Origin of the sequence: Strawberry lethal yellows phytoplasma (CPA) str. NZSb11 (genome assembly GCF_000397185.1) — a bacterium.
Classification (GTDB): domain Bacteria; phylum Bacillota_I; class Bacilli_A; order Acholeplasmatales; family Acholeplasmataceae; genus Phytoplasma; species Phytoplasma australiense.
Map to the genome: position 1 here is coordinate 321644 of NC_021236.1, position 23242 is coordinate 344885.

A 23242-nucleotide genomic window follows, 5' to 3' on the forward strand; every position below is an offset into this window, starting at 1 on the left:
GACTCCCTTTATAAAACTAATTGAGCTAAAGAAACTATTTTTGAAAATTTCTTGCCTAATTCACGTACTACCGGACCAAAAATACGAGTTCCAATAATACTTAAATCTTCTTTTAAAAGAACTAAAGCGTTATCATAAAATTTAATATAAGAGCCATTTTCATGTCTTATACCTGATTTGGAACGAACAATAACTCCTTTTAAAACGTCATGTTTTTTAACTGTTCCTCCAGAGCCTGATTTAACAGCAACAACAACAACATCACCAATATTTGCATAACGACGACGAGTGCCACCTAAAATACCTATGACAAGTACTTCTTTAGCGCCGCTATTATCAGCAACGACTAATCTACTATTTTTTTGAATCATTTGGTTTCTCCTGAGTGTCTTACTTCAGACTCTTTTCCATGAGAAAGGACTTTTAATAATCGAAATTTTTTAGTTTTAGATAAAGGTCTTGTTTCCATAAAATTAACTAAATTGCCAATTTTTGCCACTTGTTCTTCATCGTGAACATGAAATTTTTTTGATTGTCTCACTCTTTTTCCATATAAAGGGTCTTTTTTGTAAATATCAACAACAACAGTGATAGTTTTTTGCATTTTATCAGAAACTACTTTTCCAACAAAAGTTTTTCTAGAATTACGCTTCACTTTCTGCCTCCTTAACAATAATTTTATATTTAACTATTGATTTTGGTTTTTTAATTTTTTTTTAAGTTCCTCAGTTGTTTCTTCGGGTGTATTACTTGATGAATCATTTTCTTTTGGAATTGAAGTGGATTTTAAATTAGTGTTTTTTTGGGTTAAGACAGTTTTTATATGAGCAATACTTTTTTTAAGTTTGCGGAGTTGAGCGGTGTTGGTTAGTTTTCCTAAAGCTAATTCAAAACGTAAATAAAATAGTTCTTTTTTTAATGATTGTACTTTATTTTCTAATTCCTCAAGGCTCATTTTTAAAATTTCTTGCATTTTCATACTTGAACACCTTTTTTAACAATTTTTGTTTTAATTGGTAATTTGTGAGAAGCTAATCGTAAGGCTTCCATTTCAACTTTTTCTGAATTAGAAGTGTCTTTAACTTCAAATAAAACTTTGCCTGTTTTAACAACAGCAACCCATTCTTCTGGAGAACCTTTACCAGAACCCATTCTTACTTCCAAAGGTTTTTTAGTTAAAGATAAATGAGGGAAAATATTGATCCAAACTTTTCCAGTTCTTTTCATGTAACGGTTCATAGCAATACGACAAGCTTCTATTTGTTTATTAGTAATAAAAGCTCCTTCTTTTGCAACTAAAGCGTAATTGCCATTAACAATGACGTTTTTTCCTTTAGCTTTTCCTTCAAAACTAACGCGATGAGGACGGCGGTATTTAGTTCTCTTTGGCATCAACATGATTATTTTTACCTCCTTTAAAATAACGAGGACGTTTAATAAATTTATTTTGAGAAACAAAAGGTTTTCTAGTGTCTAAAATAGTTTGACCTGGTAAAACTTCTCCATGAAAAATCCAAACTTTAATTCCTAAAACTCCGTAAGTGGTGTGAGCTTCTAAAGCGGCGTAATCAATATCTGCTCTCAAAGTATGTAACGGAACACGTCCTTCATCATGTCTTTCGCTTCGTGCTATTTCATCGCCATTAAGACGACCAGAAATCAACACTTTAATTCCTTTAGCGCCTGCTTTAAAAGCTTTTTGGATGGCCATTTTTTGAACGCGACGGAATTTCATACGATTTTCTAATTGTTCGGCCATGTTTTGAGCCACTAATACAGCGGTTTTGTCAGGATTTTTAACTTCCAAAATGTTTAAATTAATATCTTTTTGAGTTAATTTTTTTAATTGGGCCTGAATTTTATTACGAGTTTCACCATCTTTGCCAATAATAATTCCTGGTTTGGCAGTGTGGATCGTAATTGTAATGCGGTTTTTAGTTTTTTCTTTTAATCTTTGAATTTCAATTTGACTAATAGAGTTTCTTTTGCTAAAATTATTAATTAATTGACGAATTAAAAAATCTTCTTTAATTAAAGCTGGTATTTCTTTGTCGTTAACGCACCATTGGGAATCCCAAGTTCGAATAATTCCTAATCTTAAGCCATTAGGATTAGTTTTTTGACCCACTTTCTTCCTCCTTTAATGTTTGCACTACTAAAGTGATGTGGCTAGTTCTTTTTTTGATCATATCGCCAGAACCTTTAGCTCTTGGAAACATTCGTTTTAATCTTAATCCTTCGTTAACAAAAACTTCTTTGACGTAAAGTTGTTCACGTTTTAATTTTAAATTATTTAAAGCATTAGCAACAGCACTATTTAAAAGTTTTAAAACAATAAGTGCAGAAGCGTTAGGAGTAAAAGTTAAAATTGCTTGCGCTTGGTCGATTTTTTTACCCCTAATTAAATCAATAACTAAACGAACTTTTCGAGGAGCAATTGGAACTTTGCGAACAATTGCTTTAGCATTTTTAATTTCCATAGTCATTCCTTAATATTATTTTATTTTTTTTGTCCTTTTTTGTCTTTCTTATTGTGTCCGCGATAAGTTCTAGTAGAAAAAAATTCTCCTAATTTATGACCCACCATATTTTCTGTAATATAGATAGGAATGTGTTCTCTTCCGTTATAAACGGCAATTTTGTGACCCACAAAAACAGGTGTAATCATTGAACTACGTGACCAAGTTTGAATAACTTTTTTATTTTTTAAGTTTTTTTGTTTTTCTATTTTTTCTAACAAGTGACTAGCAACATAAGGTCCTTTTTTCAGTGAACGTGGCATATTTATCTCTCCGTTATTTTGTACGACGTCTAATAATTAATTCATTAGATGATTTTTTGCGATCACGAGTTTTAATTCCGCGAGCTTTTTTACCCCAAGGAGTCATAGGTGATTTGCGCCCGATAGGAGCTCTACCTTCACCACCTCCATGAGGGTGATCGTTAGGATTCATAGCAGAACCTCTAACTGTTGGTCTAATACCTAAAAAACGTTTTTTACCTGCTTTTCCGTAATTAATAAGCTTGTAAAATTCATTACCGATTTCTCCAATAGTAGCTCTGCAACTACCAAGAACTTTACGAACTTCGCTTGATTGCAAACGTAATAAAACGTATTTGTCTTCACGACTAATAATTTGAGCAGAAGCGCCAGAACTGCGAGCAATTTGTCCGCCTTTGCCTGGTTTTAATTCAATGTTGTGAACGGTGGTTCCTACTGGAATGTTTAATAAAGGTAGGCAATTGCCAACTTTAATATCAGAATTAGGTCCTGAAACAATCGAAGTACCAACAGTTAACCCTTTGGGAGCTAAAATGTATCTTTTTTCGCCATCAGCATAAAAAATCAAAGCGATATTAGCGCTACGATTAGGATCGTATTCGATTGTAGCAACTTTTCCTATAATATTATCTTTATTTCTTTTAAAATCAATTAAACGATATTTTCTTTTAACACCACCACCACGATGTCTGACTGTTATTTTTCCTTGATTATTGCGTCCTGCTTGATTTTTGTAAGGAACTAATAAGCTTTTTTCAGGAGTTTGAGTAGTTATTTCTGCAAAACTCGAAACACTCATATTACGCAGTCCGTTGGTAGTAGGTTTGTATTTTTTAATCGCCATTTTTATACCTGCCTTGTATTTTTTTAATCGTTTGCTAAAATTGCTATTTTTTCTCCTGAAGTTACTTTAACAACAGCTTTTTTGTAACCAGCAGTGTAGCCTGCATACTTACCTTTTCTTTTGAAGCGTGGTAAAACATTGCTAGTGTTAACTGTTACTTTAACTTTAAAAATATGTTCAAAAGCTTTTTTAATTTCAATTTTGTTAGCTGTTTTTGCAACTTTAAAAGTATATTTATTTTGTCTTTCGATTAATTTATTGGTGACTTCAGTGACAATAGGAGACTTGATTAAGTCGTAATATTTCATGGTTATTTTAAAACCTCCTCAAAATAAGCAACAGCATCCAAGGTTAAGATCAAATTTTTACAATTTAATATTTGATAAACACTTGCATGAGCGGCTGTTTCTAGGGTAACATAAGGTAGATTACGTGACGCTAAAGTTAAATTTCTATTTGAATTTGTTACTATAATTAAAGCTTTGGAAGTAACATTTAATTTTTGTAAAGTTTTTTGAAAATCTTTAGATTTATGAGTATCAAGATTGAAATCATCAACTAAAATTAATTGGTTTTGGCGGAAATGCGAGGATAAAGCTGATTTTAAAGCTAAATGACTTACTTTTTGATTAACTTTAACTGAATAATTTCGCGGAGAAGGTCCAAAAACAACTCCACCACCACGCCATAAAGGAGAACGAATAGAACCGTGACGGGCTCTACCAGTACCTTTTTGTCTCCAAGGTTTTTTACCTCCTCCAGAAACAAAAGCACGTGTTTTTGTGGCATGAGTTCCTTGTCTCATAGCAGCTCTTTGAGCATTTATGACATCATATAGTGCTTGTTGATGCGGCTGAATATCAAAAACATTACTTTTTAAATCCTTAGTAGAAATCAAATCGCCTAATTGGTTGATAACGTTATATTTTGGCATTTGCTTGCTCCTTTGATAATTTTTTGACAGCAGATTTAATCACAACAAAACCTTTATTAGGACCTGGGACACTTCCTTTAATCAAAAATAAATTTTTTTGGTTATCGACAGAAAAAAGAACTAAATTTTGGATAGTGACTGTTTGATGTCCCATTTGTCCTGGTAATTTTTTACCTTTAATTTTTCCTTTAATAGGTCCCATAGATCCAGGGCGACGATGATGGCGAGAACCGTGAGTTTCAGGGCCTCTACTTTGATTATGTCTTTTAATTACTCCAGCAAAACCTTTACCTTTAGAAGTTCCTGTCACATCAACCAAATCGCCTACTTGAAATAAATCGCAGCTTACTTGATCTCCAACTGCTAAAGCAGACAATGAAGAAATGTTTTCTTTTTTAAAAATAATTTCTTTAATGAAGCGCTTAGGAGTTGTTTTTGCTTTTTTAAAATGTCCCAACATTGGTTTAGTAGTTATTTTATCTTTCTTGTCATCAAAGCCAATTTGAGTAGCGTTATAGCCGTCAATTGCAACATTTTTTTGCTGTAAAACAACATTAGCAGAAACGTCTACTATTGTGATTGGAATTATTTCTCCTTGTTCATTAAACATTTGAGTCATTCCTATTTTTTTTCCTAAGATTCCTTGAGCCATTTCCTTCCTCTTTTCTTTGTTTTGTCAAAATTTTAGTTACTATTTTTATTTTTTCAATAAAATATCTATTGCAGATGGTAAATTGATGTGCATTAAAGATTCAATCGTTTTATTATTAGGATTCACGATTTGAATTAGACGTTTATGAGTACGGCGTTCAAATTGTTCTCTTGAATCTTTGTTGACAAAGGGTGAGCGCAAAACAGTAAATACTTCTTTTTTAGTTGGAAGGGGGATTGGTCCTTCAATTTGTGCTCCCGTTTTAGTTACAATATCAATAATTTTTTTAGCAGCTTGATCAATTAAATGATGGTCATAAGCTCTTAAAATTATTTTGATAATTTCTCTTTCTTTATTTTTCACTGATTAGCTCCTCTTTTTTTAAAATATACCCAAAAAAAGAAAGATAAAGTTTTTTGGTTTCAATAATCATTTTCTAGACAACCGATATGGGTGTTTTGTTTTTTAATCAAAAAATAAAAAAGATTGTTAGTTTTAGTCTTAAAAAATGAAAAAATAGTTTTATTATTTTAGGCAACTTTTTTAACTATTTTATTATTTTCTAAAAGCAATCTTCCTTTGTAATAACCACTATTTTTAGTTACTCGATGAGATAAAGTGAAATTGTTTGTTTGTTTGCAAACAACCAAAGCAGGATTATCTAATTTATAGTGAGTTCGTCTTTTTCTTTTGGCGGTTTTGCCGGTTCTTCTAAAAGGAACAGCCATGTTTGTTTTTTCCTTTCTTATTTAGTTTTAAAGCTTAAATAAATTAAAAATTTAATCTTAAACCTAAAAAGATTTTAACTTAAAAAAAGTGTTTTGTCAACCTTGAAACGTTATAATTAAAAAAAATTATTAAAAAATATCTCAAATAGAAGAAAAAGAAAATTAAAAAGCAAAAAAATAGCTAATAAATGAAATACCTTTAATTTCAAAAAAATTGACTTTTTTTATAGTGTTTTTTAAATAAAAAAATCATTATCATAAGAAACATATTTTTTATATATCATAATCATAATAAATTGAAAAGTAAGTGTTTTTTAATAAAATGAAAAATGTTTGCAAAAATTTAAAGAATGTTTTTTTAATTCCAAAAGGTTTAAAATTGTTTTTTTAAGTTCTTTTAAAGTTTTTAATTTTTCATTATCAGAAAAAAAATTATATATAATAATTTTTTAAAAACTAAAAAAGTTTTTGCAAAGATTTTTAAAATGTCTAAAAAAACAACTAATTAATTATTATATTGATCACTTTTCTTTGAACAATTCTTTCTTTTTGGCTTCTAAAGATTTATTTTCTGTAATTTTTTCCGAAGGAATTTTTTCCAACATTTGTTTTATCTCTCTTAAGTTGCTAAAACCCAATAAAACAAAAAGATAAATTATTATAATTGCTGTTATTTTTAATAATATTTTTCTTTTCATAACAAATTTGCTTAATTTGGTAATCAAAAAATTACCTAAAAAAACTAAAAAAGGGACAGTAAAAGAAACTATCAAATATCTAATATGACTGTTAAATTTGTTTGTATTGATTTTTTTCAATTCTTCTTGAACTGTTTTTAATGTTTCAAAACTCTTTTTGTAGTCCTCAGAAATTTTTTCAATTTTTTGTTTGTTTTCTTGTAATTCTTGAATAATTTTTTCAATATTTTCTTTATTTTTTTCTTTATTTTCTTTTAATAATGATATTTGAGATTGTTGTGATTCTAATAATGACAGCCGCAAAGCAAATGTGTTTTCTTGTTGTTTAATATTTTCTTTCTTAACTTCAATTTTTCCTTGGGTGTTGGTGATTTTTATTTTATAACGCTCATATTGCAAACGAAAATAAATTGTTAAATACATTTGCAATAAAGGCAAGATAGATATCATAAGTATTTTTAAAATTTTTTCTTTAAATTCTTTTTTCATATATTCACATCTTTATTTACTTTTCTTAAAAATAAAAAATAGTTAATATAAAATAAATATCTTTAATAAAATAACAAAAAGAAAATAAAACGAACAAATTATTATATAAAAAAGATGGAAAAATTAAGAATAAAAAGTTTTAAGGTAAGTTTTTCAAAGATTTATTCTTAAAGAAAAATAACCAAAAAAAGAATAAAATATCTTTTTCAGATAAATAAGAAAAAATTGAATTAATGGTTTTTTCGTTAATGAAGAAAAAAATACGATTTTAACTTTTTTTTCCTGCCTAAATCACATCGGATAGTAAAAAAAGTTAAATAAAAGATATAAAAAAAATTGGCTTTATTTTAACATAATTAAAGGATTTATACCTTCAAAATCAAATTACAAAATCAAATAAATAATTACAAATTTTTACTTGATCTCCTAGTTTTGCTCCTTTTTGTTTTAAAGCTTCTTCAATTCCTATTTTCTTTAACAAATAGTTAAATCTTTTGACAGCTGCTTCATTGTTAAAATCAGTACGATGAGAAAAAATTTCCACTTGACGACCTGAAACAACAAAAACGCCTTCTTTATTTTTATTAATGGTAAAAGTTTGAGTTTCAGAATTAAGGTCATATACTTTAAAATTGTCGTGTTTAGGGATAACAAAAGGTGTTTTTTGAAGCAAATTTTTGATAGCATACTTTAATTTTTCAATGTTATAAAAGTTAATTAAAGAAAGTGGAATAATTGTGACATCCGAAAGCTTTTTTTGTAAATCTTTTAGTTTTTTTTCAGCATCAGGTAAATCCATCTTATTAGCTACAATAATTTGTTTTTTTTCAACTAAAGTTGAGTTGTATTGTTGCAACTCTTTATTTAAAGCAACATAATCTTTATAAGGGTCAAGACTTTGCATACTAATTAAATGGACTAAAACACGACATCTTTCAATATGTTTTAAAAATTGAATCCCTAATCCTTGACCTAAATGAGCATTAGGGATTAAACCAGGCAAATCAGCCATGACAAAACTAAAGCCATCAATTAAAACCACCCCTAAATGAGGAAATAAAGTAGTGAAGGGGTAAGAATCTATTTTTGGTTGGGCTTTAGAAATTAAAGAAATTAAAGAGGATTTACCAACACTAGGAAAACCTAGCAAACCAACGTCAGCTAAAACTTTTAATTGGATTTTAATTTTAAAATGCTCACCTAAATCGCCTTTTTCAGCATAACTAGGGGCAGGATTTTTAAAATTCGCTAATGCTTTGTTGCCTCTTCCGCCTTTGCCGCCCTTAGCAATCACCAAAGTTTCTTGATGATGTAAAATTTCTCCTAAAAAATGGTTATCCATAGTAAAAAAAACCGTTCCTAAGGGGACTTTTACATAAAGATGGGGAGCATTGGCACCATTCTGACTCTTATTTTTGCCATTAAAACCATGAGAAGCTTTAAGGTGTTTTTGATATTTTAACTTAAGTAAAGTTGTTTCTCCTTGTTCTCCGACAAAAATAACAGACCCGCCGTTGCCACCATTTCCACCAGCAGGACCGCCGAAAGGAACATATTTTTCTCTACGAAAAGCAACAATTCCATGACCGCCGTTGCCAGCATAAACTTCATTAAAAGCCTCATCAATAAAATGCAAACTAAACACCTTCTTTCAGTAGCATAAAAAAATTATTGAGGATAAACAGAAACTTTTTTGCGATTGCCTCTTTTAGATTCATATTTAATAATACCACTAATTTTAGCAAATAAAGTATCATCGCCACCAAGGCCAACATTAAAACCAGGATATATTTTAGTTCCTCTTTGACGATAAATAATGGAGCCTGCTTTAGCAATTTGTCCGTCAGAAAGTTTCGCTCCTAATCTTTTAGAATGAGAATCACGACCATTTCTAGTGGAGCCTGCTCCTTTTTTAGAAGCAAATAGTTGAATTTGTAGTTTTAACAACATTTTTTTAAACCTCCTTGATCTTTTTTAAATATTTGGGGTATTGATCTCTTAAGTTATCTAAAGTATATTCTAAATTAGACAACAAAAGAAAGATGTTTTTTTCGTCAAAAAAAAGAACATCTAAATGAAAAAAATTATCTTCTAAAAGATAAGAAAAAGAAATGTCTTTTTGATAACCTAACATTTCTAAAGCATTAAGAGTAACAATAATTGCAGTAGAAACGGAAGCACAAACAATATCTCTGCCTTTAGGAGCATATAAAGCATGCCCGCAAACTTCTATTGTAACAATTTTTTCATTTTCTTTTTTTTTAAAAAAATAACGAATCATAAAAAAACTCTAAGCAATTATTTTAGTGATTAAAAGTTTAGTATAAGCTTGTCGATGTCCTTGTTTACAACGATATTTTTTACGTCTTTTATATTTAAAAACAATAATTTTTTTGGCACGGTCATTTTTGATAACTTGAGCCTGAACTTTGGCACCTTCAACATAAGGTTGCCCTAAAATTGATTTTTCACCGTAAACAGCCAAAACTTCTTTGAATTCATAATTTTGCTCAGGATTTATTGGTAATTTTTCAACAAAAATTTCTTGACCTTCAGAAACACGCAATTGTTTTCCACCAGTTCTAATAATTGCAAACATTTTTTCCTCCTTTAAAAAGATTATTTTTTAGTTTTCATTGTTAAATTTAATAAAGATAAAATTAAATAAAGACATAAAAACAATCAAGGTATATTATAACATATTTTTTAATTAAATATTTTTATTTTGTTATAATTGTTGATTATTTCGTTTTAATAAATATCTGTTAGAAGGATGCAGGCGGCATTTTTTGGAACAAGCTCCTAAATATTTATGTTCATTTTCTTCATTGCATAAAATTTGTTTATTACATTCAGGATTAGAACAATTAATGTAGCGTTCACAAGGAGTTTGATCAAAATAATCTTTTCCTACAATAACATGTTCTTTTTGATTAACGGGAATAGTTATTCTTTGATCAAAGACATACATTTGTCCGTCCCATAAAACTCCTTGAGTTTGGGGATTTTGCATATAAGAAATAACTCCACCTTCAAGTTGGTAAACTTCTTGAATTCCTTTTTGTTTAAGGAAAGAAGAAAATTTTTCACAACGAACGCCACCAGTACAATAAGTTAAAATTTTTTTGTTTTGAAGCAGTGAAACATTTTTTTCAACCCACTCAGGTAAATCGCGAAAATGTTTGATTTTAGGGTTCAAAGCATTGCGAAAATGACCGACATCATATTCATAATCATTACGAGCGTCCAAAATTAAAGTGTCTTTTTGTTGCATCGCATGATAAAAAGATTCAGGAGTTAAATAAGTTCCTTTGTTTTTGTCCATATCCAATTCTTGGTTGAAATTAAAATTAACAATTTCTTTTTTGACTTTCACAGAAAGACGAGGAAAAAGATGTTTTGTTGCTTGGTCTATTTTAAAAACAATATCACTAAAACGATGGTCTTTTTTTAAATGTTGCATATAAGTTTGAAGGTTGCTTTTGGTTCCGGATAAAGTGCCGTTAATTCCTTCTTGAGAAACAATAACACGACCCTGCAACTCTAAAGACTGACAATATTTAAAGTGGTTATCGCGAAAAAGTTGAACATCATCTATTTTAGTATATTGATAATATAAAATAACTTGATATTCTTTGGTTGGTGTCATAAAATAACTCGTTCCTTGCTTTATTTATTCTTCTAATAAGAAAATATAAAATTATTTTAAGGTTGTTTAAAAAATTAAATATATAAAAGTGTTTAAAGTATATAAAAAAATAAATGTGAAGCATTAATTTATTTCTGAAAATATAAATATAAAAATGGTAAAGGATTAAAAAAAGATAAAATATCTTCTAAAATGTTAAAAACAAAAGATACTTAGAATAAAAATAAAATAATTTGAATATATTATTTATTAAAAAAATATAAATATATCCAAAATGTTAAAAATAAAAGATAAAATGGTTTTAAAGTTGTTTAAAAATTAATTATATAAAGGTGTTTGAAGAATATAAATTTATATATTGAAAAATAAAAAAATCAAATCTATGTGGATTTGACTTAACGCTTAATAATATCTGTTCCTAAAAAAGGAATTAAAACTTCAGGAACGCGAATAGTGCCATCGGAATTTTGGTAATTTTCTAAAATAGCAATCACAGTCCTTCCAATAGCTAAACCAGAACCATTTAAAATATGAAGGTATTCTTTTTTGTTATTGTTCGGATTATGGAACTTAATATTAGCACGTCTAGATTGGAAACTCTCAGAATTACTAATGGAGGCAATTTCGCGATAACAATTAGAACTTGGGATAAAAACCTCTATATCATAAGTTTTAGACATCCCAAAACCTAAATCTCCTGTTGACAAAACAATCACTCTATATGGAAGTTTTAACAAATCCAAAACAGCGCACGAATCTTGCAACATTTGATCCAATAAAGAATAGGAATTTTGGGGATGACAAAATTGGATTAATTCAACTTTATTGAATTGATGTTGTCTAAAAATACCTCTTGAATAAGAACCTGCAGAACCGGCTTCTTGGCGGAATGAAGTTGTGTAAGCAACATATTTTAATGGTAAAGCGTTGCTTGGAAAAAATTCATCACGATGTAAATTAATAGTAGGGACTTCAGCTGTTGGATTAAGATACCAATTATTTTTATGGTGTGATATTTTAAAAACTTCTGCTTCAAATTTAGGCAACTGACCAGTTGCAAACATCGATTTTTCATTGATAATATAAGGAGGGATGATTTCTTGATAACCTTTTGTACTATGCAAATCCATCATGAATTGGATTAAAGCTCTTTCTAAACGAGCACCCAATCCTTTGCAAACAACAAAACGACTACCAGTAATTTTTGCAGCCTTTTCAAAATCTAAAATATCAAGTTTTTTCGCTAAAGCAACATGGTCTTTGACAGGAAAATCAAACTGAGGAATTACACCATGACGGCTTATTTCTTGATTGGCCTGTTCATCTTTTCCAATTGGCAAAGAATCGTGTGGTAAATTAGGAGTGTTGCTTAAAATATCATAAATAGCAGTTTCAACTGTTTTCAATTGTTCCTCTAAATGACGAGTTAAAGACTTATCATTATCCTTCTTTAAAAGGTTTTGTGGTTGAGTTGCATTTATTTGAGCTGTTTTATTTTTTTGTTGTCTTAATTTTTGAATTTTTAACAACAACTCTTTTCTTTGAGAAGATAAAAGAGGGAGTTTTTTCAAATCATCTAAGGGGTGATTTCTTGTTTCTAATTTGGTCAAAACATGTGATAAGTTTTTAACTACATAATTAAGATCTAACATATAATACCTATTAATCTTGTTTTATTTTTTTGAAAAAGTATTTTTAAGAGAAGCTTTTTTTGTAATTTGAGAAAACAAATAAATTTTTTAATTACAACTTAAATCGACAATAAAAATTAATTTTTGTTATTTTTATTATTTGCATCCAACCAATTTTTAAACTTATTGTAATTTTCATCAAATTGTTTATGCCATTGTTTAGATGTTTTTTCTAAAAAATTAAGTTCATTATCTTTTCTTAGGTTAAAAAATTTATCAAACTCTGATCCCTTACAATATAAATAAGTTCCTAAAATAACTCCAAGAACAAAACTTACCAAAAAAATAAAAAATTCTTTAAACATTTCATATCCTCCATAAATCAAAAAAATATATTTTGAAATTTTACCATAATTTATTTTGATATATTCCAAAAGTAATCAAGGCCATGCATGCAAAAACTTCAACAGAAATCAAATTATAAAGCAAAACAAGGCTTTTAGTTTTTTTGCTTTTAATATTTTTGTTAGGTTTGTAAGCTGCTTTCTTGGAATGAGTTTTTTTAACTACATTATTTTTATTTTTTGTAAATTTGGTTGGTTTTTTCGCGGCCATTTTAACTATTCCTTTTTCTTTATTTATTTTTAATTAACTTAAAATAGTATTAACTAATTTTTGTAAATTGGCTTTGTTGCGGTTTACAAAATTAGCGTGATATATCTTTTTACTAGCTCCTTTATCTAACTTTTGATAAGCGAGGGATAAATTTGCTAATGCTTTTGCTTTATCAGCTTGTTCAACTGCTATTTTAACTTGTTTAACAATTGTTTTTGTCGCCGATTTAAAAGAAATGTTTCTAAGACGACGTTTTTCATTAGTTTTGTTGCGTTTTTTTTGCTGCTTAATATTTGCCATTTTGATTCTAATCTCCTTTTTTTATGAAAAAATAACAATCTAATTATCAATTCAACATCAATAACTCTAATTAAAATTATATCAAAAATGAAAGTAAAAAACAAAGATAAATTTAAAAAATTTTCTTTTTTTATTTTTGGTTATTTAAATCAAGATAAAATAATTTTTTATCTGGCTTTAATTTTTTTGATTTGTGACAACAAATATAGTCATGAAAAAGAGGGTTTTTGAACAAAAAAAGGTATTTTTTTCAAACAACTCGTTCACTAGTTTAGATTTTTTATTATTTAGAGGAAAAATTAAGAAAATAAAACAGATTTTTGATGGATTATTTTTTATTCCTCAGTTGGAATAATTTCGTAAATGGAGTTAAGAGATTTTGATATAATATCTTCTTTTGCAGATTTTTCGTTTGCTTCTAAAAATGCAGATCGTTTTTCAAAAATTGCTTGTTGTTGGGAGGAACTATTTAATCTTTCTTGATACTTTTTTCGGTCTGCTTTAAGGTTTTTAAGTTGATTTTCAATACCTTCGAATTCGCCATCTAGTTGGGTTCTTTCTTCTGCAAGTTTATCAATTTCATTTTGTATTTTTTTTCTTTCAGCAATATTTGCTTTTTGGAGGGCTTCTTCTTTGGAATTTTTTTCTTGGGAGTTGATTTTTATGCGTTCCTTTAATTGTTGTTTTTGGTGGTATTTGTATTCTATTTGAGATTTAACAGAATTAATTTGGGCACGAATTTCATTGAATGTATTTCGGTGTTCATTAATTTTATTTCTTCTTTCTTCAGCAGTTTTTGAAAATGAGACCAAACTGTTTTGAATGCAATCAATTTCTGTTCGTTCTCTTTCGGATAAATCAGAAGGTAATAAAGAAGAGGAGGGTAAATTAGCACAAAGATAAGTTTTAATTTTTTCTAATCTAGCAGCAGTTGTTTTAATTTTAGGTTCAATTAGTTTTTGTTTTTCAAGGGATGATGGTTTTGGAGTTGTTTTTTTATCTTTAAATGCAATTGATTTTGGGTTTGAAGGCGATTCTAAAGAAGGTAAAGGTTTTTTGAGGTTTTGAAAGGAATTAAATCTTTGATAAATACTGATGATAATTACAATCCCAAAAAGAAAAATGACAACAATAGCTGCTAAATATTTTTTAAAAAAATTATTACTCATAAATTTCACTTATATTATAACAATCTTTAGTTTTGTTGTCAAGCAAAAAAGTATTAAAAATCAGTTTTTTAGTCAAAAAAAGCCCTTATAAGTTTAAGGGCTTTAAGTCATGCGCTGTTACGTTTTTAAGACTTTTTGTTTTAAAAAAATATTCTTTAAAATCCAAATATAAATAGTTTTTTATTATAATTTTTTATCACCAAAAAAATAATCCAATTAACAAACCATATTAAATTAACAAACCATATTAAATAAAATAAGTACAAAAAAAGAAATAAATAATCCCCCAAGTTGCGTGGGACTTTTTTAAATCCAAAAAAACCACCATTACAAAAAAGAGGTTTTTTTAATGTACATTTTTTCAAGCAAAATGATAAAATAAAGTAGAATCTTTTTTTCTTTTTATTTTGTAGATATCTTTATTGTCTTTTTTGTACTTATATAGTTGATGTAAAAATTTTATAAATGTTTTTGAAAATTCAATAAATTATGAAAAAATTAGGTAATTGTTAGTTTTTTTGGCTTATTTTTAACTTAATTAATTTATTTTGTGAGTTTTAAAAATATTTCTTAAATCAAAAAATATTTAAAACACAAACATTTTTAAAGACTGCTTTGTTTAGCGACTTTAATGCCTTTTTGCTACATAATTGGATTTGATATTTAGAAATAATACAGTTTTTTTATTTGGGAAATTTTAAAAAATAATTATAACGGAGTGTTGATAGTTATTTTTCAATTCATAATCCCAGAAACAACCCTCATTTTGTTTTTTTAATGTTAATATGTTTTTAAAAACATCTATTTTTCTCTTTTCTTAGGTTTTTATCTAAATAAAAAAACGTTTGCAATTAATTTAGACAAATACCTTTTTATTTTATTCAACTCCTAATTTTGCAAGGGATACATCTACCCATCAACCGCAAATAATTTTAATAATTTCAAATCAAAACAACTGCATTTATCTTTGTTTTTGCTTCATAATATTTTATTTAAAAAAGTTATTATTAAAATATTATAATGGAAATGTTATAATGAAAGTGTGAAAAGTATTTTTTAATATTTTTTTTGGTTTTTTCAAAAATCTCCAAAAATCATCTTCAAAAATAAAATTATTATTTATTTAATCTAAACTAAAATACTGATTTGAGGTAATATTTATGGAGCAAAAAAGAATTTTAATCCGTTTTGGTGAACTTTTTTTAAAAGGAAAAAATAAAAAATATTTTATTCAAAAATTAAAAGAGCTTTTGCAAAACAAGTTAAAAAATTTAGCCAATATTAATTTACAAGTTCAACATGATTACGCTTATCTAGATTATTGTTGTCATTTAGAAAAGGAAGTTTTGAAAAGATTATCTTATGTTTCCGGAATTGCTTCTTTTGTGATTGTTCAACAAGCCGAAAAAAATATTGATGATATCGTTTCCAAAGCTTCTTTGATGTTAAAAGAAAAAATCAAAAAACCAGTTTTATTTAAAATTGAAACAATAAGGAAAGATAAAAGTTTTTTTTTAACTAGTCTAGAATTAACTCAAAAAGTTGCCCCTTTAATTCTAGAATCCTTACAAGGTTTATTGAAAGTAGATGTTAAAAAACCTGAAGTAATTTTAAACATTGAAGTCAAAAAAGAAAAAATTTATCTTTATTGTCAAAACGACCAAAAGAAAGCTTTGGGAGGGTTCCCCAATTTTTCTTCTGGAAAAGGGCTTGTTTTTTTAAGTGGAGGAATTGACTCGCCAGTAGCAGCTTATTTAGCGATGAAAAAAGGGATTGCAATTGAGTTGTTACATTTTGAAGCAAGTCCGCTAACGCCTTTAGAATCAGTCCAAAAAGTAATTGATTTAGCAAAGATTTTAAGTCGTTATTCTGCTAACGGTCAGGTTAAATTACATTTAATTCCTTTTAGGACTTTACAAGAAACTATTCATCAAAAAGTTTCAGATGCTTATATTATTAACGTTATGCGCCGAATGATGTATCGTTTGGGTGATCAAATAGCAAAAACTAACCACCATTTATGTTTAATTAATGGAGAATCGGTAGGACAAGTGGCTAGTCAAACTTTGGAAAGCATGCAAACGACTTCTTGCATTACTAATATCAATATTTTAAGACCTTTAGCAATGATGGACAAAAACCAAATTATTGAGATTGCTAAAAACATTGAAACCTTTGATATTTCAATTCGACCTTTTCAAGATTGCTGCACTGTTTATCTTCCTTCAAGACCTGTTACCAAGCCAAAAACAAAAATATCCGAAAAAGAAGAAAATTATTTTGATTATCAACATTTATTAAAGACTACTTTAGAACAAACAGTTACTTTACAAATTGAAGAAAATTTAGATTTTAATCTTTTGGACTTTGGTTTTTATAATGTTAAAGAAGCGATTGATAATTTTTGTCAAAAACATCCCAAACAAAAAATAATTTTGAAAAACACAAAACTTATGCAAAATACAACAAAATAAAAAAATCATGAACAAAAACTGCATAAAAAAAAGAATTTCCAAAACGATTTAATAAAAAATGCTATTAAAAAAAGAAAAAAATTATGGATGAAGAATTTTAATAAATTAATAAAGATAAATAAAATTAACTTTTTTTGCAATCTTGGATTGATTATTATTTTAAATTTTTTTATATTTTTTTAACAAATTTCTTTTAAACTCTTTTTTATTGAAAAAAAGACAACTATGATGCTAAAAATCACAAAGCTCAAATTATTTTTATAGTCGCTTCAATTAAATTTCAAGATAATCAACTAAAAAATCATTTGGTCTTTGATTCATTTAGAAAAAATTAAACTAAAGAAAGAAAGGTTTTAAAAATGAATATATTACATGACATTAACCCTAAAAGAATCACTAAGGAAGAATTTATAGCAGTGATTGAAATTCCCCAAGGAAGCAAAAAAAAATACGAAATCGATAAAGAAACAGGGATGTTGATATTAGACCGTTTTTTGACAACTTCTTTTCGTTATCCTGTTAATTATGGCTTTATTCCTTTGACTCATTGTCAAGATAATGATCCGATGGATGTATTAGTTTTGGCTCAAGAAAATTTAGCTCCTTTGACTCTAGTAAAATGCCGTCCTTTAGCAGTGATTAAGATGATTGATGATAATGAATTGGATGAAAAAATTATTGCCGTTCCTGTGTCGGATGCTGCTTTTAAAAATTTTCATGATTTATCAGATATTTCTGTTTCATTGTTGTCAGAAATAAAGCATTTTTTTCTTAATTATAAAGCTTTAGAGAAAAAAAGTGTGATTATAGAAGGAATTCAAGGCAAAAACGAAGCTTATCAAGCAATTCAAAAAAGCATTATCGCTTATAGAAAATTAAAAAAAGATTAATTATTATGAAGAAGAAAGAGTTAAATATTTTGGTTTTTTGTTTAAGATTTTAAAATTTCAAACTCATTCGTGTTGAACAACCAATTTTTTGGTTGTTTTTTCTTAATCTCTCTTTTCAATTATTGTAAGAAAGTATGTTTTATAATTATGAAAACAATAGCAACTAATAAAAAAGCAGTTTTTGATTTTTTTTTAGAAAAGAAAAAATATCATGCAGGCATAAAACTTTTAGGCAACGAAGTAAAATCAATTAGATTAGGTAAAATAAGCCTAAATAACTCTTATGCTTATATTAAAAATAACGAAATTTTTATAGTTAACTTGTCTATTTTAAAATACCCATTTAGTTGTTGTATGCAGTATGATGAAAATAGAACTAAAAAACTTTTATTACGAAAGCAAGAAATTATTCAAATTCAAAACAAAATTAAAACCCAAGGTTTTTCAGTTATTCCTTTAAAAGTCTATTTTGAAAAAAATTTAGTTAAAGTAGAAATTGTTTTAGCTAAAGGTAAAAAAAAATATGACAAAAGAAATAGTTTAAAAGAAAAAGCAGCTCAATTATCCATTCAAAAAACTTTAAAAAAAATCAATTATTAAAATTATCGCACCATTAACTGTTTTCAAAGTTTAGACAAACTTTTGTTTTGGTTTTTTCTTTTAAAATTAAAAAGATTGCAATAAATTCAGATTTATTCAAATTAAAAAAACTCTGGAATTTTATTAAAAACTTAATTTAATTTTTTATGTTTTTCTAAATTAAGAGGTATATTTTTCCACCAAAAAAACAACAAACAAACTTTTTTTACATTTTTTTGTATTTTAATGTTTGCGGTTTTTTTATGTTTTTCTCTCTAAAACAGTGTTTTTTGTTATTTTTTATCGTGTTTTCATCTATCGTTAGTATTTATTTGCAACAAATATGCCTGTTTGGCATTTTTTTAATTTATTAAGTAGTTTTTTTGGAAAAAATGAGAAAAAATCTGAAGATGATTTTTTTATTTTGAAAAGATATGGAAATATCTAATTAATTTTAGATTTTAAAGAATAATTAAAATTTTGAAGTTCGCTTAAAAAACCTAACATCCCAGTGTCATAAATATTGAAAAATCCCTGCCCCCCAACAAAAGTACTCAACTACATCCTGGAAGAAACAACAAATACTAATATCCAAATGCTTAGAAGCTTGCAAAGTAATTCTTGACCAAAAACAATAACGCAATCTTTATAATTTTGCGTCTTTAATCCAAAAAATAATTATCATTATGAGACAAAAACCACAAAAAATACTTTTAAATGGGTGCTTTTATTTATAATAAAAAGCTTGTCTTGATGAATATCTTCAAAGTATCTAACAATGGAAAAATCAAGTAATATTAAAACTAAGTAATTATCTTATCTGGGTAATAATTTAAAAAGCTTTATTAGGGAAATATTCTAAAAAACTTTTCAAAGAAGATAAGTAATTATTTATGATACAATTTCACCAAAGGATTTTTAGATGAGCGTTTTTATATTGATGGTATGAAGGTTGAATGCGAAGATTTCTTTAGTAGAAAATATAAACATTATATAACCGAAACATTAAGTTTAATACCACCACCTTTAAAAAGGAAGATAAACTGATGAACATAAAAATCAAAAAAATATTTTTAATAATTAATTCAATAATTTTAATTTTAGGTTTAATTAAAGGATTTCATAAACCTTTTATTTCATTATATTTATTTGCTCGTCAAACTGTTTTGTTAATCAATATTTATTTTTTGTTTTTATTCTTTAATATAAACAATAAGATACAAAAATATTTAAGTTTTATTATTTTAATAGATTGTTTATTACTTTTAAGTTATAATTTCAAAATAGAAAATCCGAAACTTTATTATCAAAGAAATTTTTTTGCAATTTTAGTTGCTAATTTAGAACATATTTTTTTGCCTCTAATTTTTATTTATTACTACTTTTTTTTAGACAAAACCACTTTAAAATTAAAACATTTTTATATTTCTTTAATTCATTGTTTTTTATATGGAATGGTTATTTTGATATTTAATAAATCTCCATATAAATTTTTAGAACCTAATGAAATAAACTTGAAAATAATTTTTTTAATTACAATTTTCTTATCTTTAATTTCTTTATTATCGCTTTTTTTAAAAAATAAAAAGATTTGTAAAATGAATAAATTTTTTTACAATAATTAACCTTAAATTTTAAAAAAATCATTACAAATCCAAATAACAAATCAAAAACATAAAATGATTGACACCTATTTTTGTTTTAATAATTAAAAATTGCTAAAAACTAAAAATGTTTTTGAAAAGCAAGGATATCATATGAATATTTCTAAAACTCGTTTTATTAAGTTTCTCAAAGTATTAAAATATGTTAATTATAACTATTTATATCAAAATAAAAAACAATTTTTAAATGAATTTGGTCATGAATTGCGCGAATTGATGGATGAAGAAACTTATAATAAAAAGATCAGTTTTTTACAAACAGAATTAGATAATGAATCAATTTCTAATTTAGATCAAAAACATTTAGAGGCAATGAATCCTTACTATCGCAAATTAGAAATAATTGCAGGAAGATATTTACAAAAACATTTTTCAGGTGATGTTGTTTATTCTTTAGATACTTACAAACAAAAAAAATTCCAAATGACTGAAGCAAACCAACAATTTTATTGTTTTTTAGATGGTTATCAAGAAGATGAAAAAAACATTCGTATTTTTGAAACTAAAGCAACCACGAGCCGCAAATTTTTACAATTAAAATTTAGGCATAAACCAAAAGAATCAACTTTTATTTTTAAAAAAGAAAACTCTAATATGTTCCTTTTTAATGATTTGGCCCAAATTTACCAAGAAAAAATCCAAAAACTCATCGATCCTTTAGATCCCATTGGAAAATACATATATGACTTAACTTATCAAAGATTAGTGATTGAAAATAGCCTGAATGAAAAACAAAAGCAGAAACCGAGAAAATATTATTTAGTGGTTTTGAATGCTGATTATGTTTTAAATAATATTGAAGATGTTTTTATGGACCCTAATTTAATTACTTTAATTGATTTAACAGAAATAACTCGTCAAGGGCAAGAAAAATTACAGCAAGACAAAAACCTTTTGATAAACCATTTAGCAATGAAAAAAAATATTTCCCAAGACCATTTTTTACCTCAAAAAATATTTACTTTTTTAGAATCAATCCCCAATAAAAATAGTATTTTTAATTATTTTTATAATCATTTAGGTTTTTCAGGACAAAAAACAAAAGATTTGGTAGAAAAAAAATATTACCAAGCTCTTAGTTTGCCGTTTGAATGGCTCCATCGGTTTAACAATCGAATTCAATATAAAACTATCGAAACTAAGCTTCCTTATTATCAATTTGAAAAAATCAATTTAGGTTTGCAACAATTAAAATATCCTCTTTATTATTTAGATTTTGAATCTTTTCCTTGTCCTTTTCCGAGGTTTTTAGGTGAAAATCCTTATAGTCAATCTCTTTTTCAATTTTCTTTACATATTGAAAAAATACCCGGTTTATGCCATCCAGAAAAGGACCACATTTCTTTTCTAGCCTCCAACCATCAAGATAATAGAAAAAAAATGCTCATCCATTTACTCAATGCCATTAAAGATGATGGTGGTTCTATTATTGTTTATCACAAAACTTTTGAAATAAGTCGTTTAAAGGAATTAGCTTTATTTTTTCCTGAATACAAAACACAAATAAATAATTTAATTTCAAGAATATTTGATCTCAAAGATCTTTTAAAAGGTAGCAAGGAGTTTTACCAAAGTTTGGGGCTTGATAAAAACCAAGCTCAAGGAATTAACTTTTATCATGAAAAAATGCAAGGATCTTTTTCTATTAAAAAAATCGCTCCTTTATTTTCTAACCTTACTTACGATAATTTAATGATTCAAAACGGCGTTGAGGCATTTATAACTTATCTTCAATTTCCTTTTATGAAACCAAGCGAATTCCAATTAAAATATCAAGCCTTAGAAAAATATTGTATGCAAGATACTTGGGTTATGGTAGAAATTTTAAAAAATTTGCAAGCTAAAAATAAAAATCATAACTTCCCTCACCTTACTTTTGAAGATATTAATTAAAAGATATTACAAAAGTGTTAAAAAAATATACTTTTTTTCTTTTGCGTGATATAATAATATTATAGATTGCTTTATTTTTGAGGAATAAAAATATAGGAATAACGTTTTTTAGTTTCTATTTTTTAATTTTTATAGAATTTGGTTTTATTTTAAAAATCACAAAAGGAGAAACTTGTTTTGATTAGTAAGGGATTTTTTAAATTTTTAGATAAGATATCACAAGAAAGGGATTTACCCAAAGAAGAAGTTGTTGAGGCCTTTACTAAAGGTTTAATTGCTGGTTGTAAAAAAAATAACCGAGTTAAAAGTTGTCGTGTTCATTTAAAAGAAAACAAAAACGAAGTTCTTTTATATAAACAATTTATAGTTGTTGATGAAACTAATGCAAATACTATTAATTTAAAAGAATGGACTCCTATTAGTTTAGAAGAAGCGCAAAAAATTAAACTACATGCAAAAGTGGGCCAAGTCCTTGAAATAAAAGTCAATCCTAAAGATTTTAATTTATACGCCATTAAAGAATTTAAAAACCAGTTTAATGAAGAATTAACCAAAAGAAAAAGAGAAAGTGTTTATCAATTTTTTAAACAACAGGAAGGTAAGTTAATTAGTGCTAAAGTTATTTCTGAAAACGAAAAATTTTATAATTTAGAGTTAGAAAAAGAAATTGCTACTTTATTGCTGAAAAAAGAAACTTCTGGTAATAATTTGCCACATATTGGTGAAAGAATTCAAGTTTTTTTGTTAGAAGTCAGAAAAACGAGTAAATGGCCTAAAATTTTTGTGAGTCATAATCATGTAGGACTTGTAGTTAAAGTTTTTGAAGAAAATATTCCTGAAATACAAGAAGGGATTGTAAAAATTATGACAATTGCACGTATTTCAGGCGAACGAACAAAAATTGGATTAGTTTCTTATGACCCCCAAGTTGATCCCATTGGTTCTTGCATTGGAGAAAACAGTGATCGCATTAGGAATATTATTAAAATTTTAAAAGGTGAAAAAATTGATTTGTTTCGTTGGAGCGAAGACGAAAAAGAATTGATTAGTAACGCTTTAAGGCCTGCTCAATGCATTGATGTTATTATTAAAAATGACAGAAATAAGCATGCTTTGGCAATTATCCCTGATGATCAATTTTCTTTAGCTATCGGAAAATTGGGTAAAAATGTCAAATTAGCTGCTGAAGTTACCAAATGGAACATTGATATCAAAACCTTATCCCACGCTAAAAAAGAAGGAATAATATAA

The 23242-nt window shown here is 26.9% G+C and carries 29 protein-coding genes; 5 read left to right on the forward strand and 24 right to left on the reverse strand.

The features are described from left to right. Positions 1-8: 8 nt before the first annotated feature. From rplN to SLY_RS01680, 24 genes are all read right to left on the reverse strand, one after another. Positions 9-371, reverse strand: a complete 363-nt coding sequence (gene rplN / locus SLY_RS01565; protein WP_012359049.1) for a 50S ribosomal protein L14 — start codon at positions 369-371, stop codon at positions 9-11. After that, positions 368-655, reverse strand: coding sequence for a 30S ribosomal protein S17 (gene rpsQ / locus SLY_RS01570; protein ID WP_012359050.1), 288 nt, complete (start codon positions 653-655; stop codon positions 368-370). Before rpsQ ends, rplN begins: the two co-directional genes overlap by 4 nt. A 33-nt stretch (positions 656-688) precedes the next feature. Then, entirely contained in the window at positions 689-979 is a 291-nt protein-coding gene (rpmC, locus tag SLY_RS05880) for a 50S ribosomal protein L29 (RefSeq protein ID WP_012359051.1), read from the reverse strand. Next, positions 976-1398: a 50S ribosomal protein L16 gene (rplP, locus tag SLY_RS01580; RefSeq protein WP_012359052.1), complete on the reverse strand. Its 423-nt coding sequence runs from the start codon at positions 1396-1398 to the stop codon at positions 976-978. The genes rpmC and rplP overlap by 4 nt, the downstream gene beginning before the upstream one ends. Then, positions 1376-2128, reverse strand: coding sequence for a 30S ribosomal protein S3 (gene rpsC / locus SLY_RS01585; RefSeq protein ID WP_012359053.1), 753 nt, complete (start codon positions 2126-2128; stop codon positions 1376-1378). Before rpsC ends, rplP begins: the two co-directional genes overlap by 23 nt. Next, entirely contained in the window at positions 2112-2480 is a 369-nt protein-coding gene (gene rplV, locus SLY_RS01590; RefSeq protein ID WP_012359054.1) for a 50S ribosomal protein L22, read from the reverse strand. Before rplV ends, rpsC begins: the two co-directional genes overlap by 17 nt. 20 nt (positions 2481-2500) lie before the next feature. Beyond that, on the reverse strand, positions 2501-2782 hold the full coding sequence (gene rpsS / locus SLY_RS01595) for a 30S ribosomal protein S19 (RefSeq protein ID WP_012359055.1): 282 nt from the start codon (positions 2780-2782) through the stop codon (positions 2501-2503). A gap of 13 nt (positions 2783-2795) precedes the next feature. Next, positions 2796-3626 (reverse strand): 50S ribosomal protein L2, encoded by an 831-nt coding sequence (gene rplB / locus SLY_RS01600; RefSeq protein ID WP_012359056.1) that lies wholly within the window; start codon positions 3624-3626, stop codon positions 2796-2798. A gap of 23 nt (positions 3627-3649) precedes the next feature. Beyond that, entirely contained in the window at positions 3650-3934 is a 285-nt protein-coding gene (gene rplW / locus SLY_RS01605; RefSeq protein WP_012359057.1) for a 50S ribosomal protein L23, read from the reverse strand. Positions 3935-3936: 2 nt separating this feature from the next. Next, the gene (gene rplD, locus SLY_RS01610) at positions 3937-4560 is read right to left on the reverse strand and encodes a 50S ribosomal protein L4 (RefSeq protein WP_012359058.1); all 624 of its coding nucleotides are present in this window, start codon (positions 4558-4560) and stop codon (positions 3937-3939) included. Further along, positions 4547-5212: a 50S ribosomal protein L3 gene (gene rplC, locus SLY_RS01615; RefSeq protein WP_012359059.1), complete on the reverse strand. Its 666-nt coding sequence runs from the start codon at positions 5210-5212 to the stop codon at positions 4547-4549. Before rplC ends, rplD begins: the two co-directional genes overlap by 14 nt. Before the next feature lie 45 nt (positions 5213-5257). Continuing rightward, on the reverse strand, positions 5258-5575 hold the full coding sequence (gene rpsJ, locus SLY_RS01620) for a 30S ribosomal protein S10 (protein WP_012359060.1): 318 nt from the start codon (positions 5573-5575) through the stop codon (positions 5258-5260). 167 nt (positions 5576-5742) lie between these two features. Continuing rightward, complete coding sequence (rpmF, locus tag SLY_RS01625) at positions 5743-5940, reverse strand: 50S ribosomal protein L32 (RefSeq protein WP_012359061.1); 198 nt, start codon at positions 5938-5940, stop codon at positions 5743-5745. A gap of 521 nt (positions 5941-6461) precedes the next feature. Continuing rightward, positions 6462-7127, reverse strand: a complete 666-nt coding sequence (locus SLY_RS01630) for a hypothetical protein (protein WP_015637890.1) — start codon at positions 7125-7127, stop codon at positions 6462-6464. 379 nt (positions 7128-7506) lie between these two features. After that, positions 7507-8772, reverse strand: a complete 1266-nt coding sequence (obgE, locus tag SLY_RS01635; RefSeq protein WP_015637891.1) for a GTPase ObgE — start codon at positions 8770-8772, stop codon at positions 7507-7509. 23 nt (positions 8773-8795) lie between these two features. Further along, entirely contained in the window at positions 8796-9077 is a 282-nt protein-coding gene (rpmA, locus tag SLY_RS01640) for a 50S ribosomal protein L27 (RefSeq protein WP_012359064.1), read from the reverse strand. 4 nt (positions 9078-9081) lie between these two features. After that, the gene (locus SLY_RS01645) at positions 9082-9408 is read right to left on the reverse strand and encodes a ribosomal-processing cysteine protease Prp (protein WP_012359065.1); all 327 of its coding nucleotides are present in this window, start codon (positions 9406-9408) and stop codon (positions 9082-9084) included. A gap of 9 nt (positions 9409-9417) precedes the next feature. Beyond that, complete coding sequence (gene rplU / locus SLY_RS01650) at positions 9418-9726, reverse strand: 50S ribosomal protein L21 (RefSeq protein WP_012359066.1); 309 nt, start codon at positions 9724-9726, stop codon at positions 9418-9420. Between the two features lie 129 nt (positions 9727-9855). After that, a complete protein-coding gene (gene trhO / locus SLY_RS01655; RefSeq protein ID WP_015637892.1) occupies positions 9856-10776 on the reverse strand; it encodes an oxygen-dependent tRNA uridine(34) hydroxylase TrhO in 921 nt (306 codons plus the stop codon). 395 nt (positions 10777-11171) lie between these two features. Next, positions 11172-12428, reverse strand: coding sequence for a serine--tRNA ligase (gene serS / locus SLY_RS01660; RefSeq protein ID WP_015637893.1), 1257 nt, complete (start codon positions 12426-12428; stop codon positions 11172-11174). A gap of 116 nt (positions 12429-12544) precedes the next feature. Beyond that, complete coding sequence (locus SLY_RS01665) at positions 12545-12772, reverse strand: hypothetical protein (protein ID WP_235043293.1); 228 nt, start codon at positions 12770-12772, stop codon at positions 12545-12547. Positions 12773-12812: 40 nt separating this feature from the next. Then, a complete protein-coding gene (locus tag SLY_RS01670; protein WP_012359070.1) occupies positions 12813-13022 on the reverse strand; it encodes a hypothetical protein in 210 nt (69 codons plus the stop codon). 33 nt (positions 13023-13055) lie between these two features. After that, positions 13056-13322: a 30S ribosomal protein S20 gene (gene rpsT, locus SLY_RS01675; RefSeq protein ID WP_012359071.1), complete on the reverse strand. Its 267-nt coding sequence runs from the start codon at positions 13320-13322 to the stop codon at positions 13056-13058. Between the two features lie 335 nt (positions 13323-13657). Next, positions 13658-14491, reverse strand: a complete 834-nt coding sequence (locus tag SLY_RS01680; protein WP_235043294.1) for a hypothetical protein — start codon at positions 14489-14491, stop codon at positions 13658-13660. 1160 nt (positions 14492-15651) lie between these two features. On the opposite strand from SLY_RS01680, the gene thiI reads away from it, so the two are divergent. The 5 genes from thiI (at position 15652) to nusA (ending at position 23242) form a co-directional block, all read left to right on the forward strand. Beyond that, on the forward strand, positions 15652-16965 hold the full coding sequence (thiI, locus tag SLY_RS01685) for a tRNA uracil 4-sulfurtransferase ThiI (protein WP_015637899.1): 1314 nt from the start codon (positions 15652-15654) through the stop codon (positions 16963-16965). A gap of 359 nt (positions 16966-17324) precedes the next feature. Continuing rightward, entirely contained in the window at positions 17325-17855 is a 531-nt protein-coding gene (locus SLY_RS01690; RefSeq protein WP_015637900.1) for an inorganic diphosphatase, read from the forward strand. 147 nt (positions 17856-18002) lie between these two features. Then, positions 18003-18455: an SsrA-binding protein SmpB gene (gene smpB / locus SLY_RS01695; RefSeq protein WP_200858677.1), complete on the forward strand. Its 453-nt coding sequence runs from the start codon at positions 18003-18005 to the stop codon at positions 18453-18455. Between the two features lie 1736 nt (positions 18456-20191). Beyond that, positions 20192-21991 carry a DUF2779 domain-containing protein gene (locus SLY_RS01705; RefSeq protein ID WP_041784303.1) on the forward strand — a complete coding sequence of 600 codons (1800 nt, stop codon included), beginning with the start codon at positions 20192-20194 and terminating at the stop codon, positions 21989-21991. 177 nt (positions 21992-22168) lie between these two features. Then, entirely contained in the window at positions 22169-23242 is a 1074-nt protein-coding gene (gene nusA / locus SLY_RS01710) for a transcription termination factor NusA (protein ID WP_012359078.1), read from the forward strand.

Bases quoted from the DNA above. Each gene is read 5' to 3' on its own strand.
- rpsS (WP_012359055.1), bottom strand. From the start codon at position 2,782: ATGCCACGTTCACTGAAAAAAGGACCTTATGTTGCTAGTCACTTGTTA.
- SLY_RS01645 (WP_012359065.1), bottom strand. From the start codon at position 9,408: ATGATTCGTTATTTTTTTAAAAAAAAAGAAAATGAAAAAATTGTTACA.
- SLY_RS01670 (WP_012359070.1), bottom strand. From the start codon at position 13,022: ATGGCCGCGAAAAAACCAACCAAATTTACAAAAAATAAAAATAATGTA.
- SLY_RS01680 (WP_235043294.1), bottom strand. From the start codon at position 14,491: ATGAGTAATAATTTTTTTAAAAAATATTTAGCAGCTATTGTTGTCATT.
- rplV (WP_012359054.1), bottom strand. From the start codon at position 2,480: ATGGAAATTAAAAATGCTAAAGCAATTGTTCGCAAAGTTCCAATTGCT.
- rplD (WP_012359058.1), bottom strand. From the start codon at position 4,560: ATGCCAAAATATAACGTTATCAACCAATTAGGCGATTTGATTTCTACT.
- rplC (WP_012359059.1), bottom strand. From the start codon at position 5,212: ATGGCTCAAGGAATCTTAGGAAAAAAAATAGGAATGACTCAAATGTTT.
- rplW (WP_012359057.1), bottom strand. From the start codon at position 3,934: ATGAAATATTACGACTTAATCAAGTCTCCTATTGTCACTGAAGTCACC.
- rplN (WP_012359049.1), bottom strand. From the start codon at position 371: ATGATTCAAAAAAATAGTAGATTAGTCGTTGCTGATAATAGCGGCGCT.
- rpmC (WP_012359051.1), bottom strand. From the start codon at position 979: ATGAAAATGCAAGAAATTTTAAAAATGAGCCTTGAGGAATTAGAAAAT.
- rplB (WP_012359056.1), bottom strand. From the start codon at position 3,626: ATGGCGATTAAAAAATACAAACCTACTACCAACGGACTGCGTAATATG.
- rplP (WP_012359052.1), bottom strand. From the start codon at position 1,398: ATGTTGATGCCAAAGAGAACTAAATACCGCCGTCCTCATCGCGTTAGT.
- SLY_RS01690 (WP_015637900.1), top strand. From the start codon at position 17,325: ATGAATATATTACATGACATTAACCCTAAAAGAATCACTAAGGAAGAA.
- rpmF (WP_012359061.1), bottom strand. From the start codon at position 5,940: ATGGCTGTTCCTTTTAGAAGAACCGGCAAAACCGCCAAAAGAAAAAGA.
- serS (WP_015637893.1), bottom strand. From the start codon at position 12,428: ATGTTAGATCTTAATTATGTAGTTAAAAACTTATCACATGTTTTGACC.
- SLY_RS01665 (WP_235043293.1), bottom strand. From the start codon at position 12,772: ATGTTTAAAGAATTTTTTATTTTTTTGGTAAGTTTTGTTCTTGGAGTT.
- smpB (WP_200858677.1), top strand. From the start codon at position 18,003: ATGAAAACAATAGCAACTAATAAAAAAGCAGTTTTTGATTTTTTTTTA.
- rpmA (WP_012359064.1), bottom strand. From the start codon at position 9,077: ATGTTGTTAAAACTACAAATTCAACTATTTGCTTCTAAAAAAGGAGCA.
- SLY_RS01630 (WP_015637890.1), bottom strand. From the start codon at position 7,127: ATGAAAAAAGAATTTAAAGAAAAAATTTTAAAAATACTTATGATATCT.
- rplU (WP_012359066.1), bottom strand. From the start codon at position 9,726: ATGTTTGCAATTATTAGAACTGGTGGAAAACAATTGCGTGTTTCTGAA.
- rpsT (WP_012359071.1), bottom strand. From the start codon at position 13,322: ATGGCAAATATTAAGCAGCAAAAAAAACGCAACAAAACTAATGAAAAA.
- thiI (WP_015637899.1), top strand. From the start codon at position 15,652: ATGGAGCAAAAAAGAATTTTAATCCGTTTTGGTGAACTTTTTTTAAAA.
- SLY_RS01705 (WP_041784303.1), top strand. From the start codon at position 20,192: ATGAATATTTCTAAAACTCGTTTTATTAAGTTTCTCAAAGTATTAAAA.
- trhO (WP_015637892.1), bottom strand. From the start codon at position 10,776: ATGACACCAACCAAAGAATATCAAGTTATTTTATATTATCAATATACT.